This window comes from Sporichthya polymorpha DSM 43042 (genome assembly GCF_000384115.1).
In the GTDB taxonomy this organism is placed as follows: domain Bacteria; phylum Actinomycetota; class Actinomycetes; order Sporichthyales; family Sporichthyaceae; genus Sporichthya; species Sporichthya polymorpha.
Map to the genome: position 1 here is coordinate 2,386,885 of NZ_KB913029.1, position 17,695 is coordinate 2,404,579.

Annotated in this window: 14 protein-coding genes; 6 read left to right on the forward strand and 8 right to left on the reverse strand. The window is 66.1% G+C overall.

All coding sequences use genetic code 11. The features are described from left to right. Window positions 1-280 precede the first annotated feature (280 nt). The 5 genes from SPOPO_RS0111865 to SPOPO_RS33725 all read left to right on the forward strand — a co-directional run bounded on the left by SPOPO_RS0111865 (window position 281) and on the right by SPOPO_RS33725 (window position 6,219). Window positions 281-904: a hypothetical protein gene (locus SPOPO_RS0111865; RefSeq protein WP_156869827.1), complete on the forward strand. Its 624-nt coding sequence runs from the start codon at window positions 281-283 to the stop codon at window positions 902-904. Window positions 905-1,030: 126 nt separating this feature from the next. Beyond that, window positions 1,031-2,449, forward strand: a complete 1,419-nt coding sequence (locus SPOPO_RS0111870; RefSeq protein ID WP_211210887.1) for an ATP-binding protein — start codon at window positions 1,031-1,033, stop codon at window positions 2,447-2,449. A gap of 65 nt (window positions 2,450-2,514) precedes the next feature. Continuing rightward, entirely contained in the window at window positions 2,515-3,135 is a 621-nt protein-coding gene (locus tag SPOPO_RS29185) for an arsenate reductase/protein-tyrosine-phosphatase family protein (protein WP_169577190.1), read from the forward strand. 451 nt (window positions 3,136-3,586) lie between these two features. Then, complete coding sequence (locus SPOPO_RS0111880) at window positions 3,587-5,068, forward strand: sugar transferase (RefSeq protein ID WP_019875002.1); 1,482 nt, start codon at window positions 3,587-3,589, stop codon at window positions 5,066-5,068. 71 nt (window positions 5,069-5,139) lie between these two features. Beyond that, window positions 5,140-6,219 (forward strand): glycosyltransferase, encoded by a 1,080-nt coding sequence (locus SPOPO_RS33725; protein WP_084671023.1) that lies wholly within the window; start codon window positions 5,140-5,142, stop codon window positions 6,217-6,219. A gap of 48 nt (window positions 6,220-6,267) precedes the next feature. On the opposite strand, the gene SPOPO_RS33730 is transcribed toward SPOPO_RS33725, so the two are convergent. The 7 genes from SPOPO_RS33730 to SPOPO_RS29200 all read right to left on the reverse strand — a co-directional run bounded on the left by SPOPO_RS33730 (window position 6,268) and on the right by SPOPO_RS29200 (window position 15,060). Then, window positions 6,268-7,047 (reverse strand): FkbM family methyltransferase, encoded by a 780-nt coding sequence (locus SPOPO_RS33730; protein ID WP_156869831.1) that lies wholly within the window; start codon window positions 7,045-7,047, stop codon window positions 6,268-6,270. Window positions 7,048-7,162: 115 nt separating this feature from the next. Continuing rightward, window positions 7,163-8,353, reverse strand: a complete 1,191-nt coding sequence (locus tag SPOPO_RS33735; RefSeq protein ID WP_169577191.1) for an O-antigen ligase family protein — start codon at window positions 8,351-8,353, stop codon at window positions 7,163-7,165. 84 nt (window positions 8,354-8,437) lie between these two features. Continuing rightward, window positions 8,438-9,901 (reverse strand): lipid II flippase MurJ, encoded by a 1,464-nt coding sequence (locus SPOPO_RS33740; RefSeq protein ID WP_084671029.1) that lies wholly within the window; start codon window positions 9,899-9,901, stop codon window positions 8,438-8,440. Further along, window positions 9,898-10,851 carry a glycosyltransferase family 4 protein gene (locus tag SPOPO_RS33745; protein WP_169577192.1) on the reverse strand — a complete coding sequence of 318 codons (954 nt, stop codon included), beginning with the start codon at window positions 10,849-10,851 and terminating at the stop codon, window positions 9,898-9,900. Before SPOPO_RS33745 ends, SPOPO_RS33740 begins: the two co-directional genes overlap by 4 nt. Before the next feature lie 197 nt (window positions 10,852-11,048). Beyond that, window positions 11,049-12,251, reverse strand: a complete 1,203-nt coding sequence (locus tag SPOPO_RS29195) for a glycosyltransferase (protein ID WP_084671032.1) — start codon at window positions 12,249-12,251, stop codon at window positions 11,049-11,051. Then, the gene (locus SPOPO_RS0111905; protein WP_156869833.1) at window positions 12,193-13,341 is read right to left on the reverse strand and encodes a glycosyltransferase family protein; all 1,149 of its coding nucleotides are present in this window, start codon (window positions 13,339-13,341) and stop codon (window positions 12,193-12,195) included. The genes SPOPO_RS29195 and SPOPO_RS0111905 overlap by 59 nt, the downstream gene beginning before the upstream one ends. Before the next feature lie 51 nt (window positions 13,342-13,392). Next, entirely contained in the window at window positions 13,393-15,060 is a 1,668-nt protein-coding gene (locus SPOPO_RS29200) for a tyrosine-protein kinase domain-containing protein (RefSeq protein ID WP_051098353.1), read from the reverse strand. A gap of 385 nt (window positions 15,061-15,445) precedes the next feature. On the opposite strand from SPOPO_RS29200, the gene SPOPO_RS29205 reads away from it, so the two are divergent. Next, on the forward strand, window positions 15,446-17,083 hold the full coding sequence (locus SPOPO_RS29205; RefSeq protein WP_019875008.1) for an Hsp70 family protein: 1,638 nt from the start codon (window positions 15,446-15,448) through the stop codon (window positions 17,081-17,083). Window positions 17,084-17,188: 105 nt separating this feature from the next. Here the strand turns inward: SPOPO_RS29205 and SPOPO_RS0111920 are convergent, their stop codons facing one another. Then, window positions 17,189-17,572 carry a hypothetical protein gene (locus SPOPO_RS0111920; protein ID WP_019875009.1) on the reverse strand — a complete coding sequence of 128 codons (384 nt, stop codon included), beginning with the start codon at window positions 17,570-17,572 and terminating at the stop codon, window positions 17,189-17,191. Between the last annotated feature and the right edge of the window lie 123 nt (window positions 17,573-17,695).

Here is a 17,695-nt window from a genome sequence, read left to right on the forward strand (position 1 = left end):
CGCCTGACCCTGGGGCCTACCTGCGCTGAGTGCGCAGATCGGCCCCGGTTCGTGCCCGGCGACCCGTGCTCACCTCCACCGAGTGCGCAGATCGGCCCCTCCCGGCGCCGACCGCGCGGGCGGACGGCGGGCGATTCGCCCGTTTCGTCACACAAGTCGCGACACGCCTCTCACGTCTCGGCGTGCCTCATCGGAATCGCGAGTCACACCAGTTACTTTTTCGCCCATGACACGTGGACGCCATCGCCAGCAGCTCCCCACCGTCAAGACCGTGTCCGGCGTGAGCGTCGGAACGGTCGCGACTGCGGGGGTCGTACTCGCCGTCGTTTCCGGAGACACCCAGGTGCTGCGGCTGGCCGTGGTCGCGTCCTGGTTGATCGCGCTCGGTCTGGTCGCGGACTCGGTCCGCCGCAGCCGGCGCTACTCCCGTGAACTGGCGCTGCAGGAATCGATGCGCCGCCGGGACGAGTCGCTGTTCACCCAGCAGCTGTCCGTCCTGAGCGAGAGCATCAAGTCGCTGCAGACGCAGATCGAGACGATGAGCGCCGAGTCCGCCGAGCTGCGGGCCGAGGTCGCCCAGCTGCGGGTCGAGAAGGCCGAGGCCGACGAGATCGTCCGCCAGGCCCGCGCCGAGCGCGCGAAGGCCCAGCTGGCCGAGCGCGAGGCCGCGGACCAGCGTCTGCTCACCGCCGCCGCCTTCGAGGCCGCCGCCGCCGTGCTCCAGAGCTTCGGCAACGGCGAGACCGAGGACTCCGGCGACTGGATCGACGCCTGGGTCGCCAGCCTCCGCACCTCCGGCGAGCTGGACCTCACCATGCACGACGACACGATCGAGATCGACCTCGACTCCGACGAGATCGCCGTCGACGAGGTCGACAACCTCCCGATCGTCAAGATCGCCTGACCGAGGGCTTCACCTCGACGAAGGGCCCGGCATCCAGCCGGGCCCTTCCCTTTTCCGGACTCGGCCGGGATGTAACATTCAAGATACTATCCTGAATGTCAGTATCGTCGACGACAGGTGGCGCCCGTGGCGTTCATCGGGAGAACGGCTCAGCTCCGGCGGCTGACGGAGCTGCTCGCTCGGGCGACGTCCGCGGCCGACGCCAGGCCGGGGGCAGCAGTGCTGATCCGTGGCCGGCGACGGGTGGGCAAGTCGCGGCTGGTGGAGGAGTTCGTCGCGGGCGCGGGGGTGCCCTCCGTCTACTTCACGGCCTCCGGGAGGCCGCCGCGCGAGGAACTCCGATTGTTCGCCGCCGAGGTGGCCGCGTCCGATCTGCCGGGCGCTGAGGTCTTCGACGGTGTCGAGCTGGCGTCGTGGGACGCCGCGCTGCGACTGCTGGCGTCCGTCCTGCCGGACAGTGGGTCTGTCGTGGTCGTGGACGAACTGCCGTATCTGACGGCCAGTGATCCGGGGTTCGAGGGCACGCTGCAGAAGATGTTCGACCGGGAGCTCTCCCGACGGCGGGTGCTGCTCATCGGGATCGGTTCGGACCTCGCGATGATGGAGGCGCTCAACTCCTACGGACGGCCCTTCCACCAGCGGGCGACCGAGATGGTGGTCCCCCCTCTGTCCCCGGCCGAAGTCGGGGCGATGCTGTCACTCGCTTCCGCGGAAGCGTTCGACGCCTTCCTGGTGACCGGCGGACTGCCGCTGATCTGCGCCGAGTGGCCGCCCGGCCTCGATCGAACGGGGTATCTCGCCGGCGCGCTGGCCGAGCCGACCTCCGCACTGCTCGTGTCCGCCGAACGCGCGCTGGCGGCGGAGTTTCCCGTCGAGGCCCAGGCGCGAACGGTGCTCTCCGCGGTGGGACGTGGGGAGCGGACCTTCTCCAACATCGGCCGCGCGGCGGGCGATCTGCAGCAGGCGTCGCTGAACCGATCCCTGCGGCTGCTGGCCGAGAAGCGCATGATCTCCGTCGACCAACCGCTCTCCACGAAGGCCAGTCCGAAGGACAAGCGCTACCGCGTGAGCGATCCGTACCTGCGGTTCTGGCTCGCCTTCCTGGGGCCGGGCATGCCGGAGATCGAGCGCGGGCGCGGCGACCGTGTCCATCGCCGGATCGAGGCGGGATGGGCCGCCTGGCGCGGCCGGGCGATCGAGCCCGTGCTGCGCGAGTCCGTGCTGCGACTGCCACTCGCAGAGCTGCTGGCCGCCGCTGACGTCGGCGCCGTCGGCGGCTACTGGACGCGGACCAACGATCCCGAGGTCGACCTCGTGTTCGCCGACCGGGAGCCCGTGGCGCGGGTCGTGCACGCGGTCGGGGCGATCAAGTGGCGGGAGAAGGCTCCTTTCGACGCGCGGGACCTGTCACAGCTTGTGCGGCACCGCGCCCAGGTCCCCGGTGCGAGCGACGAGACCCCGCTGGTGGTCGTGAGCCGCGCCGGCTGCGCGGTCGAGAACGTGATCGCGGTCGAGCCCGCGGCGCTGCTGGCCGCCTGGGAGTGACCCGGCCGCGCTCACCCGGCCCGGCCTCAACGGGGTGGCCGGGCCGCCCCACTAGGGTTTCGGCCGTGGGAGGGACGGACGGTGAGGCGGCGGGGGTGCTCGACCCCGGGTTCCGGATCCTGTTCGTCTGCACGGGGAACATCTGCCGGTCGGCGTTCGCGGAGCTGCTGACGGCTCACTTCCTGGCCGAGCGGCTGGGGGACGGGGTGACCCGCTTCGCGCTCGGGAGCGCGGGGACGCAGGCGATCGTCGGGCGCCAGATCCACCCCGACACCCGCCGCGAGCTGGAGCCGTGGAAGCTCGACGGCCCCTACGCGGACCGGTTCGTCTCCCGGCAGCTGGAGGCCTGGCTGGTCGACTGGGCCGACGTCGTCCTCACCGCCACCCCGGAGCACCGGGTCGCGGTCCTGACCCTCGCCCCGCAGGCCCTGCCGAAGGCGTTCGCGCTGCGCGAGTTCGCGCGCCTCGCCGCCTCGATCGACCCCGGCGACCTCCCGCTCGACCCCGTCGAGCGCGCCCACGCCCTCGTCGACCGCGCCCGCCGCAAGCGGGGGACGATCCGGCCCAAGAGCGCGGACGACGACGCGATCGTCGACCCCATCGGCCGGCCGCAGAAGATCCACCACCAGGCCGCCACGCAGATCGCCGAGGCGGTCCAGACGATCGCGGAGATCGTCGCGATCTGAGCCCGTCGGGGGCTCTTTTCTGGGGACTCTCTGTGCGTCTTGCGTGAGACGTGGAGCACCTCTCACAAATCACCTGCGGTAGCCGACATTAACCCGCGTGGAGGTTCACGCCACTACCCCTGTCCGGGGCGCGTTCGCGCGGCCGATTGACCCGGCAAACCTGGGTCTACCTGGGCGAATCGGACACACGAAACACCGTGAATAGCTGAAGATTCCACTCCGCTGCGCCAAACGGATGAATTCGAAGTTCCACCGAATTCAGTACAGACAGTGAGGGGAATACGGGCGCTTAATAGCCGAGCTCAGAGATTTTTCGACGGCTCGCCTCACGGTGGAACCAATCGGACAGCGCCTGAGTCAGAGGTTGGGCACCACCCGCGGGGGCGGGCTTGTCGCGGGGGAGGCGGCACCACTTGTTAGTTCAGTACTTCACCACCTCGGACGGGCTCCGATGAGCGTCCTGGCGGGGCACGGCCTGCCGGAGATGCGCCGGCCCGTCGACGACCTCGCCCTCGACCTCGCCGCCCCAGCCCCGACCCGGACCCGCACCCGCCGCCGCGAGTGGCAGACCACCTACATCGCGGTCTCGGTCCTCATCGACATCACCGCCGCCCTTGGGGCGGCGGGGCTCGCGGTGGCCCTTCGCTTCGGCGAGGCGGCCCCCACCCTCTACATCGCCGGCTCGCTCGCCCTCGCCCCGCTGTGGGTGCTCCTGGTGACCATGAGCCGTGCCTACGAGCACCGGTTCATCGGCGTCGGTACCGAGGCGTGCCGCCGGGTCCTGCACGCGGGCGTGCTCATGATGGCCACGGTCGCGTTCGTGTCCTACGCCTTCAAAGCGGAGATCAGCCGCGGCTGGGTGGTCATGGCGATCCCGGGCACGGTGGCGCTCAGCCTCCTGGGCCGCGGGGTGCAGCGGGTGTGGCTGGCCCGCCAGCGGGCCTCGGGAAGCTGTGTGCAGCGCACCTTGCTCGTCGGGTCGCCCGGCGCCGTGCGGTGGACCCTGACCCGGCTCCGCGCGGACAAGACCCACGGCATGGACGTCGTCGGTGCGTGCCTGACCGAGGGCGACCCGACCGAGCTGTTCGACACCGGCCTGCAGGCCTACGGGAATCTGGACGACATCGTCGACGCCGTCGCGAAGAGCGAAGCCGAGGTCGTGACTGTCCTGTCCAGCGCGCTCCTGAACGGCGATGACATGCGCCGGCTGAGCTGGCGCCTGGAGCACCTCGGCACGGACCTGGTTGTCTGCTCGGGTCTGAGCGACATCAGCGGCGCGCGGGTGACGATCCGCTCGGCGGGCAACTCCCCGATGCTGCAGGTGGCTCGACCTCGGCTGAGCGGCCCCGCCCGGGTCGTGAAGGGAATTTTCGACCGGACGGCCGCCCTGGTCGGTCTGGTCCTGATTTCGCCGATCCTCATCCCGGTGGCCCTCATCATCTGGGCCGGCGACCGCAAGAACCCATTGTTCAAGCAGCAGCGCCTCGGCTTGAACGGCAAGGCGTTCCACGTCTACAAGTTCCGGACGATGGTCCCGAACGCTGACCAGCTCCGCTTCACCGAGGACGGCGACCTCGCCCTCGCGAAGGGCGGCCACGACCCGCGCATCACGCCGATCGGCCGGTTCCTGCGCAAGTACTCGGTCGACGAGCTCCCGCAGTTGCTGAATGTCCTCAACGGCACGATGTCGCTCGTTGGCCCCCGGCCGCAGCCGGCGCATGAGTTCGACGCGTTCAGCAGCGACTACCGCCGCAAGTTGCTGGTGAAGCCGGGTATGACGGGGCTGTGGCAAGTTAGTGGCCGCTCGGACGTAACTCCAGGCGAGCGCGAAGCCCTCGACATTCGCTACGTCGAGAACTGGTCGCTCACCCACGATGTCGCAATTCTCTGCAAGACTGCGCGCGCCGTGATCGCCGGATCGGGCGCGTACTAGCCCCGGTCGACTCGGCCCGTATGCGGGCACGAACCATTGGTTGAATTTTCCTCGGTACGTTAGGGCTTTGGATGAGGGTCGCGATCGCCCAGGATTTCCTCACCGCGAGAGCGGGCGCGGAAAGAGTCGTATTGCGTCTTCTGCAAGCGCTTCCCGACGCCTACGTGATTACGAGCCTTTATGATCCCTCCAGGACATTCCCGGAGTTCGCGGCCTACGATGTGAGGCCGCTCCCTCTGAACCGGGTGACGGTGCTGCGCCGAGACCAACGGTTCGCGTTTCCATTCTTGGCGAGCAGCTTCGCCCGGACCAACGTCCAAGACGCGGATGTCGTCCTGTGCAGCAGTGCTGGATGGGCTCACGGCGTGCGTACGCTGGCGCCGAAGCTGGTCTATTGCCACAACCCACCACGCTGGTTGTACCAGCCAGACGACTACTTCACCGACCAGGGGATACATGTCCGAATGGTCTATGTGGCCATGCGTCGGTATCTCCTGAAGGCTGATCAGGAAGCGGCCCGGTCGTCGGACCGCTACCTCGCAAACTCGACGAGCGTGAAAAACCGGATCCACTCTGCATACGGCATCGAAGCCACGGTTGTTCATCCCCCCTATGGTGTCGAACCTCAGGGTGCGCAACTCCCGGTGGCTGGCCTGGCTCCTGGCTTCTTCCTGACCGTTGCGCGCCGGCGTGGCTACAAGAATGTCTCTCAAGTCTGCCAGGCCGCTGCGACCACTAGGGCGCCCCTGGTCGTAGTCGGAGGACTGCCAAATGCCGCCCACCACTGGCCACCGAATGTTGTCGGCCTTACGGACATAACCGACGCCCAACTGCGCTGGCTCTATGCGAACTGTTCCGCGGTGGTCGCGTCGTCCTTCGAAGACTTTGGCCTTTCACCTGTCGAAGGCTTCGCCTTCGGAAAGCCTACTTTGGCGCTACGGGCCGGCGGATATCTCGATTCCGTTGAGGAAGGTGTGACCGGCCAGTTTTTTGATCGGCCTACGGCGGATCAAATTTGCCGCGCTCTGACGAATTTCCGTTCGAGCGACTACGATTCGAGTAAGATCCGCGAGTATAGTGATCGGTTTAGTCCGGACACCTTTGCCGAGAACATCCTGATGCACTTGCAAGCAGTTGTCGGCGGGAACTGACCCGCGGGCGTTGCGCACCTTCGTCTCTCTGGTCCAGAGCGACCCATCTCATCTCGCAAAAGGCGAGGCGAGATCTGCACGTACGGCTAGCATGTCGTCCGGCGATGAAACCGAGACGAAGTATCCGAGTTTCTCCAAGCGGGCGATGAGGGCCTTCAGTGCTACCGCACTTAGGTGGCGAAACTCAAACTGAATAACGGCGGGCACCAGGCCTTCGTCCAGCGCGGCACCAACAATCTCTGCGTCGTATCCTTCAGTATCGACCTGGAGCAACATCACGTTTGTGATCGCGTGCTCCAAGAGAACAGAGGCGAGCGTGCGCATCGGCACGGTGAGTTTACGCACGTGCTGGCCCACACCCGGGTGGTGTTTCTCGGCTTTGGCCAGGACGCTACGCTGAGCCGAGGCCATTCCCCGCATCTCAGCCGGCAGGCCATGGGCTGCTAGAGCTTCGTCGTCGATATAGAACAGGTCCAGTTCGCCTTCCTTGCGACCGATCGCAGTCTGAGCTAGTCGTATACGGGGGGCTGACTCGGCGTGGAGTCGGCGAAGCTCATCGAATCGGGCTGGGAGCGGCTCGATCAGCAGCGCTTGAATACGAGCGTCCCGAAGAATCTGCGTTAGGGGATCAGCGAGGCGACCATCGTTGGCTCCGACCTGTACGACTGTAGGGCTCTCCTCGTATCGCCTCATGATGCTATCGAGAACGAGGTCGAGATAGGTAAGCCGCCGATGCGGATTCGGCACAACCCGCGTTACTTGAAAACCACGCTTATCGAGCAGCCGATTAACGGCGAGATAAGCTCTTCCCGACAGGGCCTGTAGCACCTACGCACCCACCTTCCGAGCCACTCGGGCTCGCCGAGTCCGCAGCCCTGCACCTGTGTCGCCTTGGCGGGATCCACCCTAGCCCTGCCGGCGTGATTTGGATGGCGCAGTTGACCTAAACGGCGGGGCTCGAACGCTCGTTGCGGCCGTCGTCTGTCGCGAGCCTGGCGAGGGCGAACATGAGACCTACACAGGCGAACATAAATGTGCCAGCTCCTCGAACCCATGACACGTCCATCTGAATGTGGGCTAAGTGGGACGCGAAGGCGCCAGCGAGTCCGGCCGAGAGCGCGCGCTTTGCCGGATCCGCTCGGAACAGCTCTCGATTCCGGAGGGCGCGCGAAGCTATGGCGCCGAGAATTCCTACAAAGAAGAAGGTTCCGATGACACCGACCTCGACCATGGTCAAGAGAAAGAGGTTGCTCGGATCGTCCTGGCTAAATCCAATGTGTGGCAGCTCGATATGGTACGAACCGATACCGGAACCGAGGAAGAAGTTATCGCGGATCTGTTCGATTGCATCCTTGAAGATGACGATGCGACTGTACGCTGACGACTCTCTGGAGAAATCCGTTAATCCTTGTGTGTAGCCAGGCGCGAGGTAGGTGATGTACAGGAAGAATACGACCGCGCCGGTGGCCAGGATTTGGACTGAGCGGCGCAACTGGTTACAGAGCGCGAGAGTGATGACCGTACCAACAACTGCGCCAATCATTGACCCACGCGATGTACTCATGAAAAGCACACAGATATTCAGCACCAAAGCGGCCCGAAGCAGCCAGGGACGATTCCGTGGAAGTGTCATCAGTGCGACGATCAGGGGAATCGAGTTTCCGACGATCGCGCCGAGCAGATTCTTTTGGTAGTCCAGAAAATAGACATAGGAAAAAGATCCGCTCTTCGCTGCGTAGATGACCACCGCTGTTGCGAGGAGGCATGAAGCAGCTATGTACCCTCTAAGGCATCTCGCCACTGACTGTTCGCTCGATGCGGTCGAGAATACTAGTGTTGCAATAAGAATAAACTGTATGTATTGAATCATAGGGCCGAGACTCGCGCGGTTGTCTTCGGTCCAGAACTGCGATGTGACACACCACGTGAAGTACAGGTATGCGAACGCTAGGTACCCTGCTGGCAGCGGATTCTTGATCAGCACGGGAACGAGCACAACGGCGGCTAGCGCTAAGAAGATCTCCGCAACCCCGAGGTGAAAGCCACCGAATTTCCAGGAGAAACTGATTGTCGTCAGAACGAGAACGGACACCAGGAGTCCATCCCCGAGACGGCGGGGCGTCGAGTTCGTCACGGCTGGTGGGTGGGAGTTGAAGGGCGTGGGCGCGCCGCGACTTCCCGCGGCTCTATGTGTCCCCATCATGACCACTTCCCCCTCCTAGCCTCGCACCAGGGCGACCGCGTGGCGAAGACGAAGTACGCCATTCTTATCTCCGATCACGGCAACCACACAGGCTGCGCAGGCCGCGACGCCCACGGCGGATGCTGGCAGATCAGTACCGAGTGTCAATACAAGGTGGACACCGGCGGCGCAGAGAGCCGCGCGTCCAGCCGGTGCCGAAAGCATGGCAGTCTCGATGAGGATGCCGTTCGTCAGTAGGCCGCCCCCGAACAGCAGAAGCGCGCCAACAGTCACTGCTAAGCCGAGGCTGGTCGGCCCGAGAGCGTTGTGCAACGCGAGGTTTGTGGCCGCGCTGCCAAGGCACGAAACCCCGATGACGAGACCAGCGGTACCGGTCCGTTCCTGAGCGCTCAGAGATTTCACGATCACGTAACCAGCGACCTGTGCCCAGAGCGAAGCACCCGACGCGGCCAGAATTGCGGCAGTAGTATCGGTCGAGCGAGCGTCGTACTCGCCGCGTTCAAAAAGGAGCTTTGTCAGTGGCTCAGCCAGCGTGAGAAGCAGGACTGCCGCGGGCAGTAGAACGACAGTACAGGTGGCGGCAAGGGCCGCCAATTCCGAGCGGAGCTCGTCGTTCCGTTTTTTCGAATGTGCGACGAGCACCGCCATGCCCAGTGGGCCCGCCGCAAGTACAACGGCAGTGTCAGTAACCAGCCGTGCATAATCCACCGACGCAACAGCAGTGTCGCTGATCCAACTGGAACAGACCCGCTCGACGACGTAGGCCCCTTGGAACGCGACCGGCACTACCAACATCGGTCGCATTGTTCGCCAGAACCGTGCCAATGCACGCATCGTTTGGCGATCAGAACGAGCAAACTCCGCCGGCCGTAGCGGTCGGACCCTTATATAACTTGCCAGCGCCAGTGCGATGTAGGCCCCAGTAAACCCCCAGGCCAGGAATGCGGGTCTGTTGAACCAAACCGCGGCAGTCGTGCCTGCGATCAAGCCGAGGCTTTGCACCGACGCGCGTACGGACGACAGGTGAAACTGTTCATGCGCCATCAGCAGATACGAGGCGAGCGCGGTGGAGACGTAGAACGGCACACCCACCGCCATGACAACCAGCATCGAAGCGGCCAGTCGCGCGGTGTCCTCGCGAACTCCAGGAGCGAGCAGACTAACCAGGAGAGTTGGCACGAGAGCCAACCCTGCAGCGATCGCAACAGAGAGCATAAGCGTCAGGCGATTGATCGCACGATAAAACGCATAGGCCCTAAGAAGATTCTCGGCGTGCAAGCGCGAATAGTTGGGCAAGAATCCTGATGACAGTGCGTCGGCAGTGAAGAAATTTACTGGAACGAGGGTTGCTGCTTGGGCAATTCGGTACGCCGCAGCCTCGCTCGAGGTGCCGAAGAAGTAGGCAAGTTGCACCTCTCGCACCACGCCGAGGGCCTTGCCGGCAATTCCGCCCAGCAAGAGTGACCGAAAGCCCTTCATACACGACCGGATTTCGTGCGGTGGACGCTGTCGATCAGATCCGCGTAGCGCTTACCGATACTGAGCCAGGAGTACTCCATGACTCGGTCGCGGCATTGCTCGGCGACCACTTCGCGTGATGAGGTCTCAAAGGTCTCTTGCAGATCCTGCAAGCGCCGTGCGATCTCTGACGGGTTCGGGGCGACTACATAACCAGTAAGGTCGTCCCCAATTAGATCCCGAGCGAGACCTGTTTCGGTCATCAAACAAGGGATGCCGCAGGCCAGCGCCTCCAAGAGCACCAGCGGGGCAGTTTCGTACTGAGTCGGGAGAACGAGGGCGTCCGCTGCTATGTAGAAGGGGCGGGCATCCGACTGGCTTCCAACGTACACAACGCGATCAGCCACATGTCGAAAAGCGGGGCTCGCCTGTGCGGCCCTTATCTGTTCCGCGTCGCCACCGACGACCACCAGCCGCCAGCTGGGTGCATCGCGGAGCGCCTGCAGGACCACGTGGAGCCCCTTGCGTTCGAACTCGTGACCGACGAAAAGAGCGGTAAGCTCATTGTTGAAACCGAGCGCGGAACGAGCAGCGATGCGTTCCGACGGAGTCGGTGGCGAGAACCTGGTCAACTCTACGCCGTTCGGAATAACACTTATCGGCGCCCCACACCGCGGGTAGTGTGAAGTAAGGAGTTCGGCATCGAGGGAATTTAGGCACACCACCGCGTGCCGGCCGCTCAAGCGCGAATACTTGATCCAATCCCGGGGGAGAAGGTACCAGTGAATCGGATTGCGACCCGAAAAACCCGTCGGATACCGTCGGCGCAGCGCCTCCGCGAGGAGACCGTGATTCACGAAGATGTCGCCGACTAAGCAGTCGTTGTGACTGATGACGACGGTGTTTGTATCTCGGCCGAACCGCCACCAAACGCGCGCGCTTTCGACGGAGCCGAATCGCAGCAGGTCCACCAAAAGGGCAAGTTTTGTGGTGAGGCGCCCCCTTCGAACACGAGTGCGGAGAGGTCTATCGAGCGCGTGAACTGAGGACTCATAGCCCAGTATCTTGAGGGCGGAGTCAACGGAGGCCACAACGCTGCCCACTCCAGTTCCGTGGCCGTACTCACGGACAATGTGCACTACCTTCGGTGCGCTCGAGCGATCCCCGATCATTGCGGGTTTCCGTTGACGCGCATTTTGTCATAAAGCGCAAGATGGGCACCGACCGACGCCGCCTGGCTGAAACGTTCGTAAACCAGCGCGCATGCCGCGCTGGAAATCGCTTCACGGTCTGCCCGCAGAGCTCGCTCGATCGCCTCGCTGATGCCCGGAGCCGTTGCCGCGGAAGCCAGGATTCCGGTTCTGCCATCAACAATTTTGTCGGGGATGCCGCCAACTGGGGTCCCGACGACTAGTCGACCGTGCGCCATCGCTTCCAAAGTGGTCAAGCTGCTGCCCTCGTATCGCGAGGGCTGGATGAACAGGTCGCAGGAGGCCAGTGCTTGCTGGACCACTAGATCGGGCTGTGCGGTGTGCATCTTCAGCGGGACGACGGGCTCCTCCGCGGCGCGTTGTTGTAGATCTGGGAAGAGCGGCCCGCTCCCGTAGTGGTCCCAGCGCCACCCGTGGGGCAGAACGCGACGAACGGTGGCGTCTTTCAACGCTTCTAGCAGAAGGTCATAGCCCTTGTTGAGGACCAGCCGGCCGACGGTCACGATACGGAAGTGATCGGGAAGCGGCGCGCCTAGCGAGAGTGCGGCGAGCCGCTCGACATCTACAGCATTCGGGATTACGACGACCTTCTCGGGTTGGACTCCGAGGTTCCGGACAACCGCAGGCGTCAACGAGTCGTCGGTCGAGATCACGGCGTCGGCGCGCTGCGCCCCGCGCGACAGATGCCTCAGCGGCGCTCGGCCCAGCCGGCGGAACGGGCTGCACTTCGCAAATTCCTCCATCCCGTGTGGGTTCACGACCACAGCGGTCGCCGGAGGCGGCTGCCACCAACGGAGAGCCCCAGCCGAGGCACCGTGGAAGTGGACGAGAGGAGACTCCGTCCGATGGAGTTCGCGGGCGAGCCGCCGACACCAAGCCCAGTACGCGATTGAGAAAAGCGGTCCGCGCGACGGCGATCGTCGCGGCCAAGGAAGGGAGACATAGGACACTGCGCGAGGCAGGCCGTCGGGAAGGCCTATGGGAGTGATTAGCCGTACTTCCAATCCGGCCTCGATGAGTCCCGCTACATGCTGCGCTGCCGCGCGCTCGAGGCCTCCAGTCCCCTCGCCGAAGGAGATAGCTCTCACGCAAACGGTGACGTCACAGCTCGGCATGGTGCAGTCCGCGGAGCAGACGGTCCGCCGTCGCCCGGATCTCATCGCCGCGCTGAGTCCAGCTATGCGCCTGGGCGATTTTGAGCCGGGGCTCGGGGTCCGCTGGGTGAGCGAGTTCTTCCACCGCTCGTATGAACGCGTCTCTGCCGGCAGCCATAACGACGTGATTGGAAATCGGTGTGACGGAGGGCAACGGGGTGGACACCACAGCGAGTCCGGCGGCGAGGTATTCGAAAGTTTTTAGTGGGTTCACGCCGCGGGTATACGGATTATCGAGGTACGGGATCAGCCCGACCTCGGCCGTCCAGTACAGCTTGGCAAGTTGCAGGGGTTCGAGAAGCCCGTGGTAAGTCGCGCCAGCGTCTCTGAGCTCGGAGAGCGCGGATCGGGCCGAGCCTCCGCCTTCCGCCACAGGTCCAGCGAGGTGTACATCGAAGCCCGCGCCCACAAGGCCCAGAAGGAGGTCAAAATCAATCTTCTGGGGCGACAAGTTCCCGGCGAAGACTGCTCGCCGAGGCACGCGGTTCGACTGGCTCGGCCTAGCCGCTGCGATCACCTCGGTGTCGGCCACGTTCGGCCAATAACCAACTCGGATAAAGCCTCGATCACGAAGATGCGCCACAACGTGCTCGCTGGTGCCAAAGGCATGGACGCCTAGCGCCGCCATGCGCTCTTCTTCTCGCCAGATCAGATCGCGGGGAATGCCCTCGACCTCTCCTAGGAGGTCGACGCAGTGGTAGACCGTTGCGGTCGCGTGCTCTTCCAATCCGTAGGTGACGGGGGTGTAGGTCCACAGCAGGCGCGGTTCCGCTGACTCAAACCACGACTGCGCCAAAGCGTGAACGCGCGGCCGGTTGATTCGCCGTGCAAGACCGGTGTGCCGCGGGAGGACTAATGGGGTGACCACGCGGACATTGGGCGGACACGGCCGGCGGACAGACACGGCTGACTGGCGTGGTGATAGCCGCTTGGCTACGCGGCGAAGATCGCGCAGACTTAACTCGGGCTGACGCAGTCCCATCGATTCGATGTACGTGACAGGACGGCTTCGGGACAACTCGCGCACGGCGTAATGCTGATTTGTCGCGATCGGCTGGTGCCAGTCAGCGGTTCCGAGGACGAGAATCTCAGCCACAGCGCACTCCACTGACCGCCAGCGCATGATGCGCTGCCTCGAAACCCATAACTACGGCTGCGTTCGCTGCGAAGCCGCATCGGGCTTCCTGCCTGTCGTGATAACGACAATGTCGTCCGCGCTGCCTTGCGTAACGGTCCCGCCGTTCCGAGAGGCCGGGACGAAAGGGGTCTCGGCTGCGGGGACCGGCGTTTCGACCCAGTCGACGACGCCGTTGGACGTCATCGCGCCGCCGGCGGCGCGGAGGAGGGTCTCGGCCTCGGAGATGTTGCCGGCCTGCTGGGCCTCGATGGCCTTGCGGGTCCGGGGCGAGCGGAGCTTGCCGGACTGGACCTTCATCGACGACTGCAGCCCACTCGACACCACGGTGCCGGGAGCGGCGGAGTAGCCGTACTCGTAGTAGTAGCCGCCCTTGCCCTTCGAGCGCGGGGCCATCGTGAGGATGACGCCGAAGACGTTCGCCGAGACCCGGTGCAGCGTGTCTGCAGCGGCCCGGACCTGATCGAGGGTCACCTTGCCGTGGCGGGCGATGAACAGCGCACCGTGGCACTGCGCGGTGAGCACGGCCGCGTCGGCGACCGGCAGGGTCGGCGGGGCGTCGAAGAGCACGATGTCGTAGTTGCGGCCGAGCTCGTCGAGCACATCGCCCATCTGGCGTGAGGCCAACAGCTCGCTCGGGTTCGGCGGCAGCGGACCGCTGCCGAGGAAGTCGAAGAGCCCGTCGCCCCACGGCTGGATCGCGGACGCCAGCGGGAGCTGACCGGTCAGCACGTTCGTCAGGCCGACGGCGTTGTCCAGACCGAGCACATGCGCGGCCTTCGGCCGGCGCAGGTCCGCCTCGACCAGCGCGACCCGGGCGCCGCCCTGCGCGAGCGCGATCGCGAGGTTGCAACTCGTCGTGGTCTTGCCCTCCGATGGCAGCGAGCTCGTGACCACGATCAGCTTCGCGGTGTTGTCGAGGTCGACGTACTGTAGGTTCGTCCGCAGCTGGCGGAACGACTCGGCGAGACCGGACTGCGGGGCGTCGAAGACGACGAGCGGGCTGGTCTTGACGTCCGGGTCGAACGAGGTCGCGCCCATGACCGGGGCCTCGACGAGCGCGGAGAGAGCGTCGGTGGTCTTCACCGAGCGGTCGAGGGTGTGGCGCAGGACGGCCAGGCCGACGCCGAGCATCGCGCCGAGGACGATGCCGAGCGCGAAGTCGCGCGCGGGCTTCGGCGAGACGGGGGCATCCGGCAGCGTCGGGGTCTGCACGATCTTCGCGGTGACGGCGGGCGTGCCGCCGGCGACCGGCTTCTCGACCTCGTTCACCAACGCGACGAACTCGGTCGAGGCGATCTGCGCGATGCGCTGCGCGCGCTGCGGCGACGGGTCGGTGACGGAGATCGTGAGCAGAACGGTGTCCGGGCGTGCGCTCGCCCCGAGCGAGGCGCTGCCCAGCGGAGCGCCGAGGACCTGCTCGACCTGCTCCTTCATCCGGCGACCGGTCGCGAGCTCGGTGTAGGACTTGATCTTCTGCTCCGAGAGCAGGCTGCCCTGATAGGCCTTGGTGACGTCGTCGCCCAGGTCCGTGGTCGCGATGAAGAAGGTCGCGCTCGTCGAGTACTGCTCGGTCGCGAGGAAGGCGTGGGCGCCGGCGCCGGTGACGCCGAGGATGAGGCCGAACACCACCAGCAGCCAGCGCTCGCGGAGCACCCGCACGTAGTCCTGGAAAGTCACGAGATCCCCCGTCGTCCGCGGCGGCCGGCTGGGAGACCGGCCAAGCTGTTGCAGGCTAGCGCTGCTGGTGTTGATGTGACAGATGTGACGACAGTGTGTGGTATGACCGCCACGGTCGCTCCCCTACGACGGTGTGCCCCGCGCGCCGGTTCCGCCCGAATTGCGCGCCGGACCAACCCTCGCCGATCCGATCTGAACGGACCATTTCGGTCTCACCCGAACGGCCCAACATCAAACGGGCACAGAGGGGAGGGGAACGGACGGACGCATCGCCTCGTCTGACCGCACACGCAGACCTATCGTCTGCCGCGGGGACCGGTTTACCCCTCGGGGCGAAAACCGGACGGAAGATGCGGCGGGGGCCGCGTCTTCATGGGGGGAACGAATGACGTACCGGCTCGGCATTGACCTGGGCACGACCTTCACGGCCGCGGCCGTGCTCCGTGCGGGCGGACGCCCGGAGCCGTTGGTGCTGGGGTCGCGATCCGCCGCGGTGCCGTCGGTCGTGTTCCTCGCCCCCGACGGCAAGGTCCTGTTCGGCGAGGCCGCGGAGGACCGCGCCCCGGAGGCGCCCGAGCGCGTCGCCCGGCACTTCAAGCGCCGCATCGGCGACGAGGTCCCGCTGGTCCTCGGCGCCACCGCCGCGGACCGCGTCGAGTGCTACGCCCACGACCTCGCCGCCGCGATTCTCGCCTGGGTCGTCGCCGTCGCCACCGCCCGCGAGGGCGAGCGCCCGGCCGAGATCGCCGTGACCCACCCCGCCTCCTGGACCCGCCGCAAGCTCGACCTCCTGCTCGGCGCCCTCGCCGCGCAGCAGCTCCCGCCGGTCACGCTGATCACCGAGCCCGAGGCGGTCGCCGTCGGCTACGCCGGTACCGGCCTGATCAGCCACCCCGCGACGCTCGCGGTCTACGACCTCGGCGGCGGCACGCTCGACGTCGCGATCCTGACGACCTCCGCCGACGGTCGGTTCACCCGCGTCGGCGCGGCCGCCGGGCTCGACGGGCTCGGGGGCATCGACTTCGACGACGCCGTCCTCAAGCGCGTCCTCGACGCCGTCGACGCGGCGTCCTGGGCCGGCCTCGACGGCTCCGACGTGACGCCCGAGGTCCTGCGCGCGCTCGCGAAACTGCGCGCGGCCAGCGTCGCCGCCAAGGAAACGCTGAGCAGCGAGCCGACCGCTTCCGTCTCGGTCCTGCTCGACGGCGAGACCGTGACCGTCCCGCTCGAGCGCGAGACCTTCGACGGCCTCATCGCCGACAAGATCGGTCAGTCGGTCGCCTTCTTCGTCGACGCCATCGCGTCCGCCGGCTACGGCGTCGAGGACCTGAGCGCCGTCCTCCTCACCGGCGGCTCGGTGCAGATCCCGCTCGTGACCGAGATGCTCGCCGAGGACCTGCCCGAGGGCATCACGATCCTGCGCGCGCTCGACCCCAAGGCGATGGTCGCCGCCGGGGCCGTGCTCTCGCTCGCCGCCCCGATGGCCGTCACCGCCCCCGCTCCGCGGCGCGGCGCCGACCTCGCGGTCGCCCACGCGCGAGCGTTCTTCGACTCCCAGGCCGCGTCGGCCACGATCCCGGCCGCCCGCACCGGCGGCTCGGCTCCGGTCGCCACGGCCGCCGCCGCGGTCCCCGCGGCCGCAGCGGTCGCTGCCGGCGGCCCGCCCGCGACGCCGCCGCTGATCCCGGCCGCCCCGCCGTCGCTGGACGACGCCCCGGCGCCGCAGAAGGTCCCGACCCCGCGCACGCCCGAGACGCTCCCGGACGAGACCGTCCCGATCGTCCCGGCCCCGCGTCGGCGCCTGCTCACCTGGCCCCGTGCTGCGGCCGTGGTCGTCGCCGCCGGCGTCCTCGCCGGGGGTGCGTACTACCTGACCGACGACGCGACCACGCCGCCGCCCGCGGTCACGACGCCGACGAGCGTCACCACCGACACCCCGGCGGCTGCCGACGACAAGCCCGCCAAGGCCGCGAAGCCGAAGAAGAAGCCGAAGGCCACGACCGTGTCCAACACCACGCCCTGACCGGGGCTCAACTTCACCCGATCGGCGTAACGAGCGAACACAGAAGTCCGGGCCCCCGAAGGGACCCGGACTTCGTGCTGTGTCAGTGAATTCGCGGCCGGGGGATCAGCGGCACGCCCGCCGCTTGCCGATGAAGAGCTGGGTCAGCACGACCAGCTTCGAGGACTTCCCCCGCACGACGAGCGTGTGCTCGCACTTGTACTTGCGCGGGATCGTGATCTTGCTCGTGAACCCGCCCTTGCGGTTGGCCTTGAAGGTCTTGAGGGTCTCGGCCTTCGAGCGGATCTTGACGACGATCTGCTCACGCGGCTTGAACTTCGCCCCCTTGATCGTGATCGTGGCGCCCCGCCCCGGGTTCGTCTTGGAGACCGTCACCGTGGGCTGTGGCGTGTAGGGGGCGGGCGCGGCCTCAGCGGGCGCGGCGCCCACCGTCCCCAGGCCGATGGCGGTCGCGGTCGCGATTGCGCAGACGCTCTTGGTCCAGTTCATGTTGTGCCCCCTCGTGGGGCGCACCACGGGCGCGTGGTGCGCCGGATCTGATTAGTGCTGGACGGTAAGGCAAGATCGAAGAGCTGAGCAACGGACGTACGGGTGAGGCACGGGGGTCGGAAG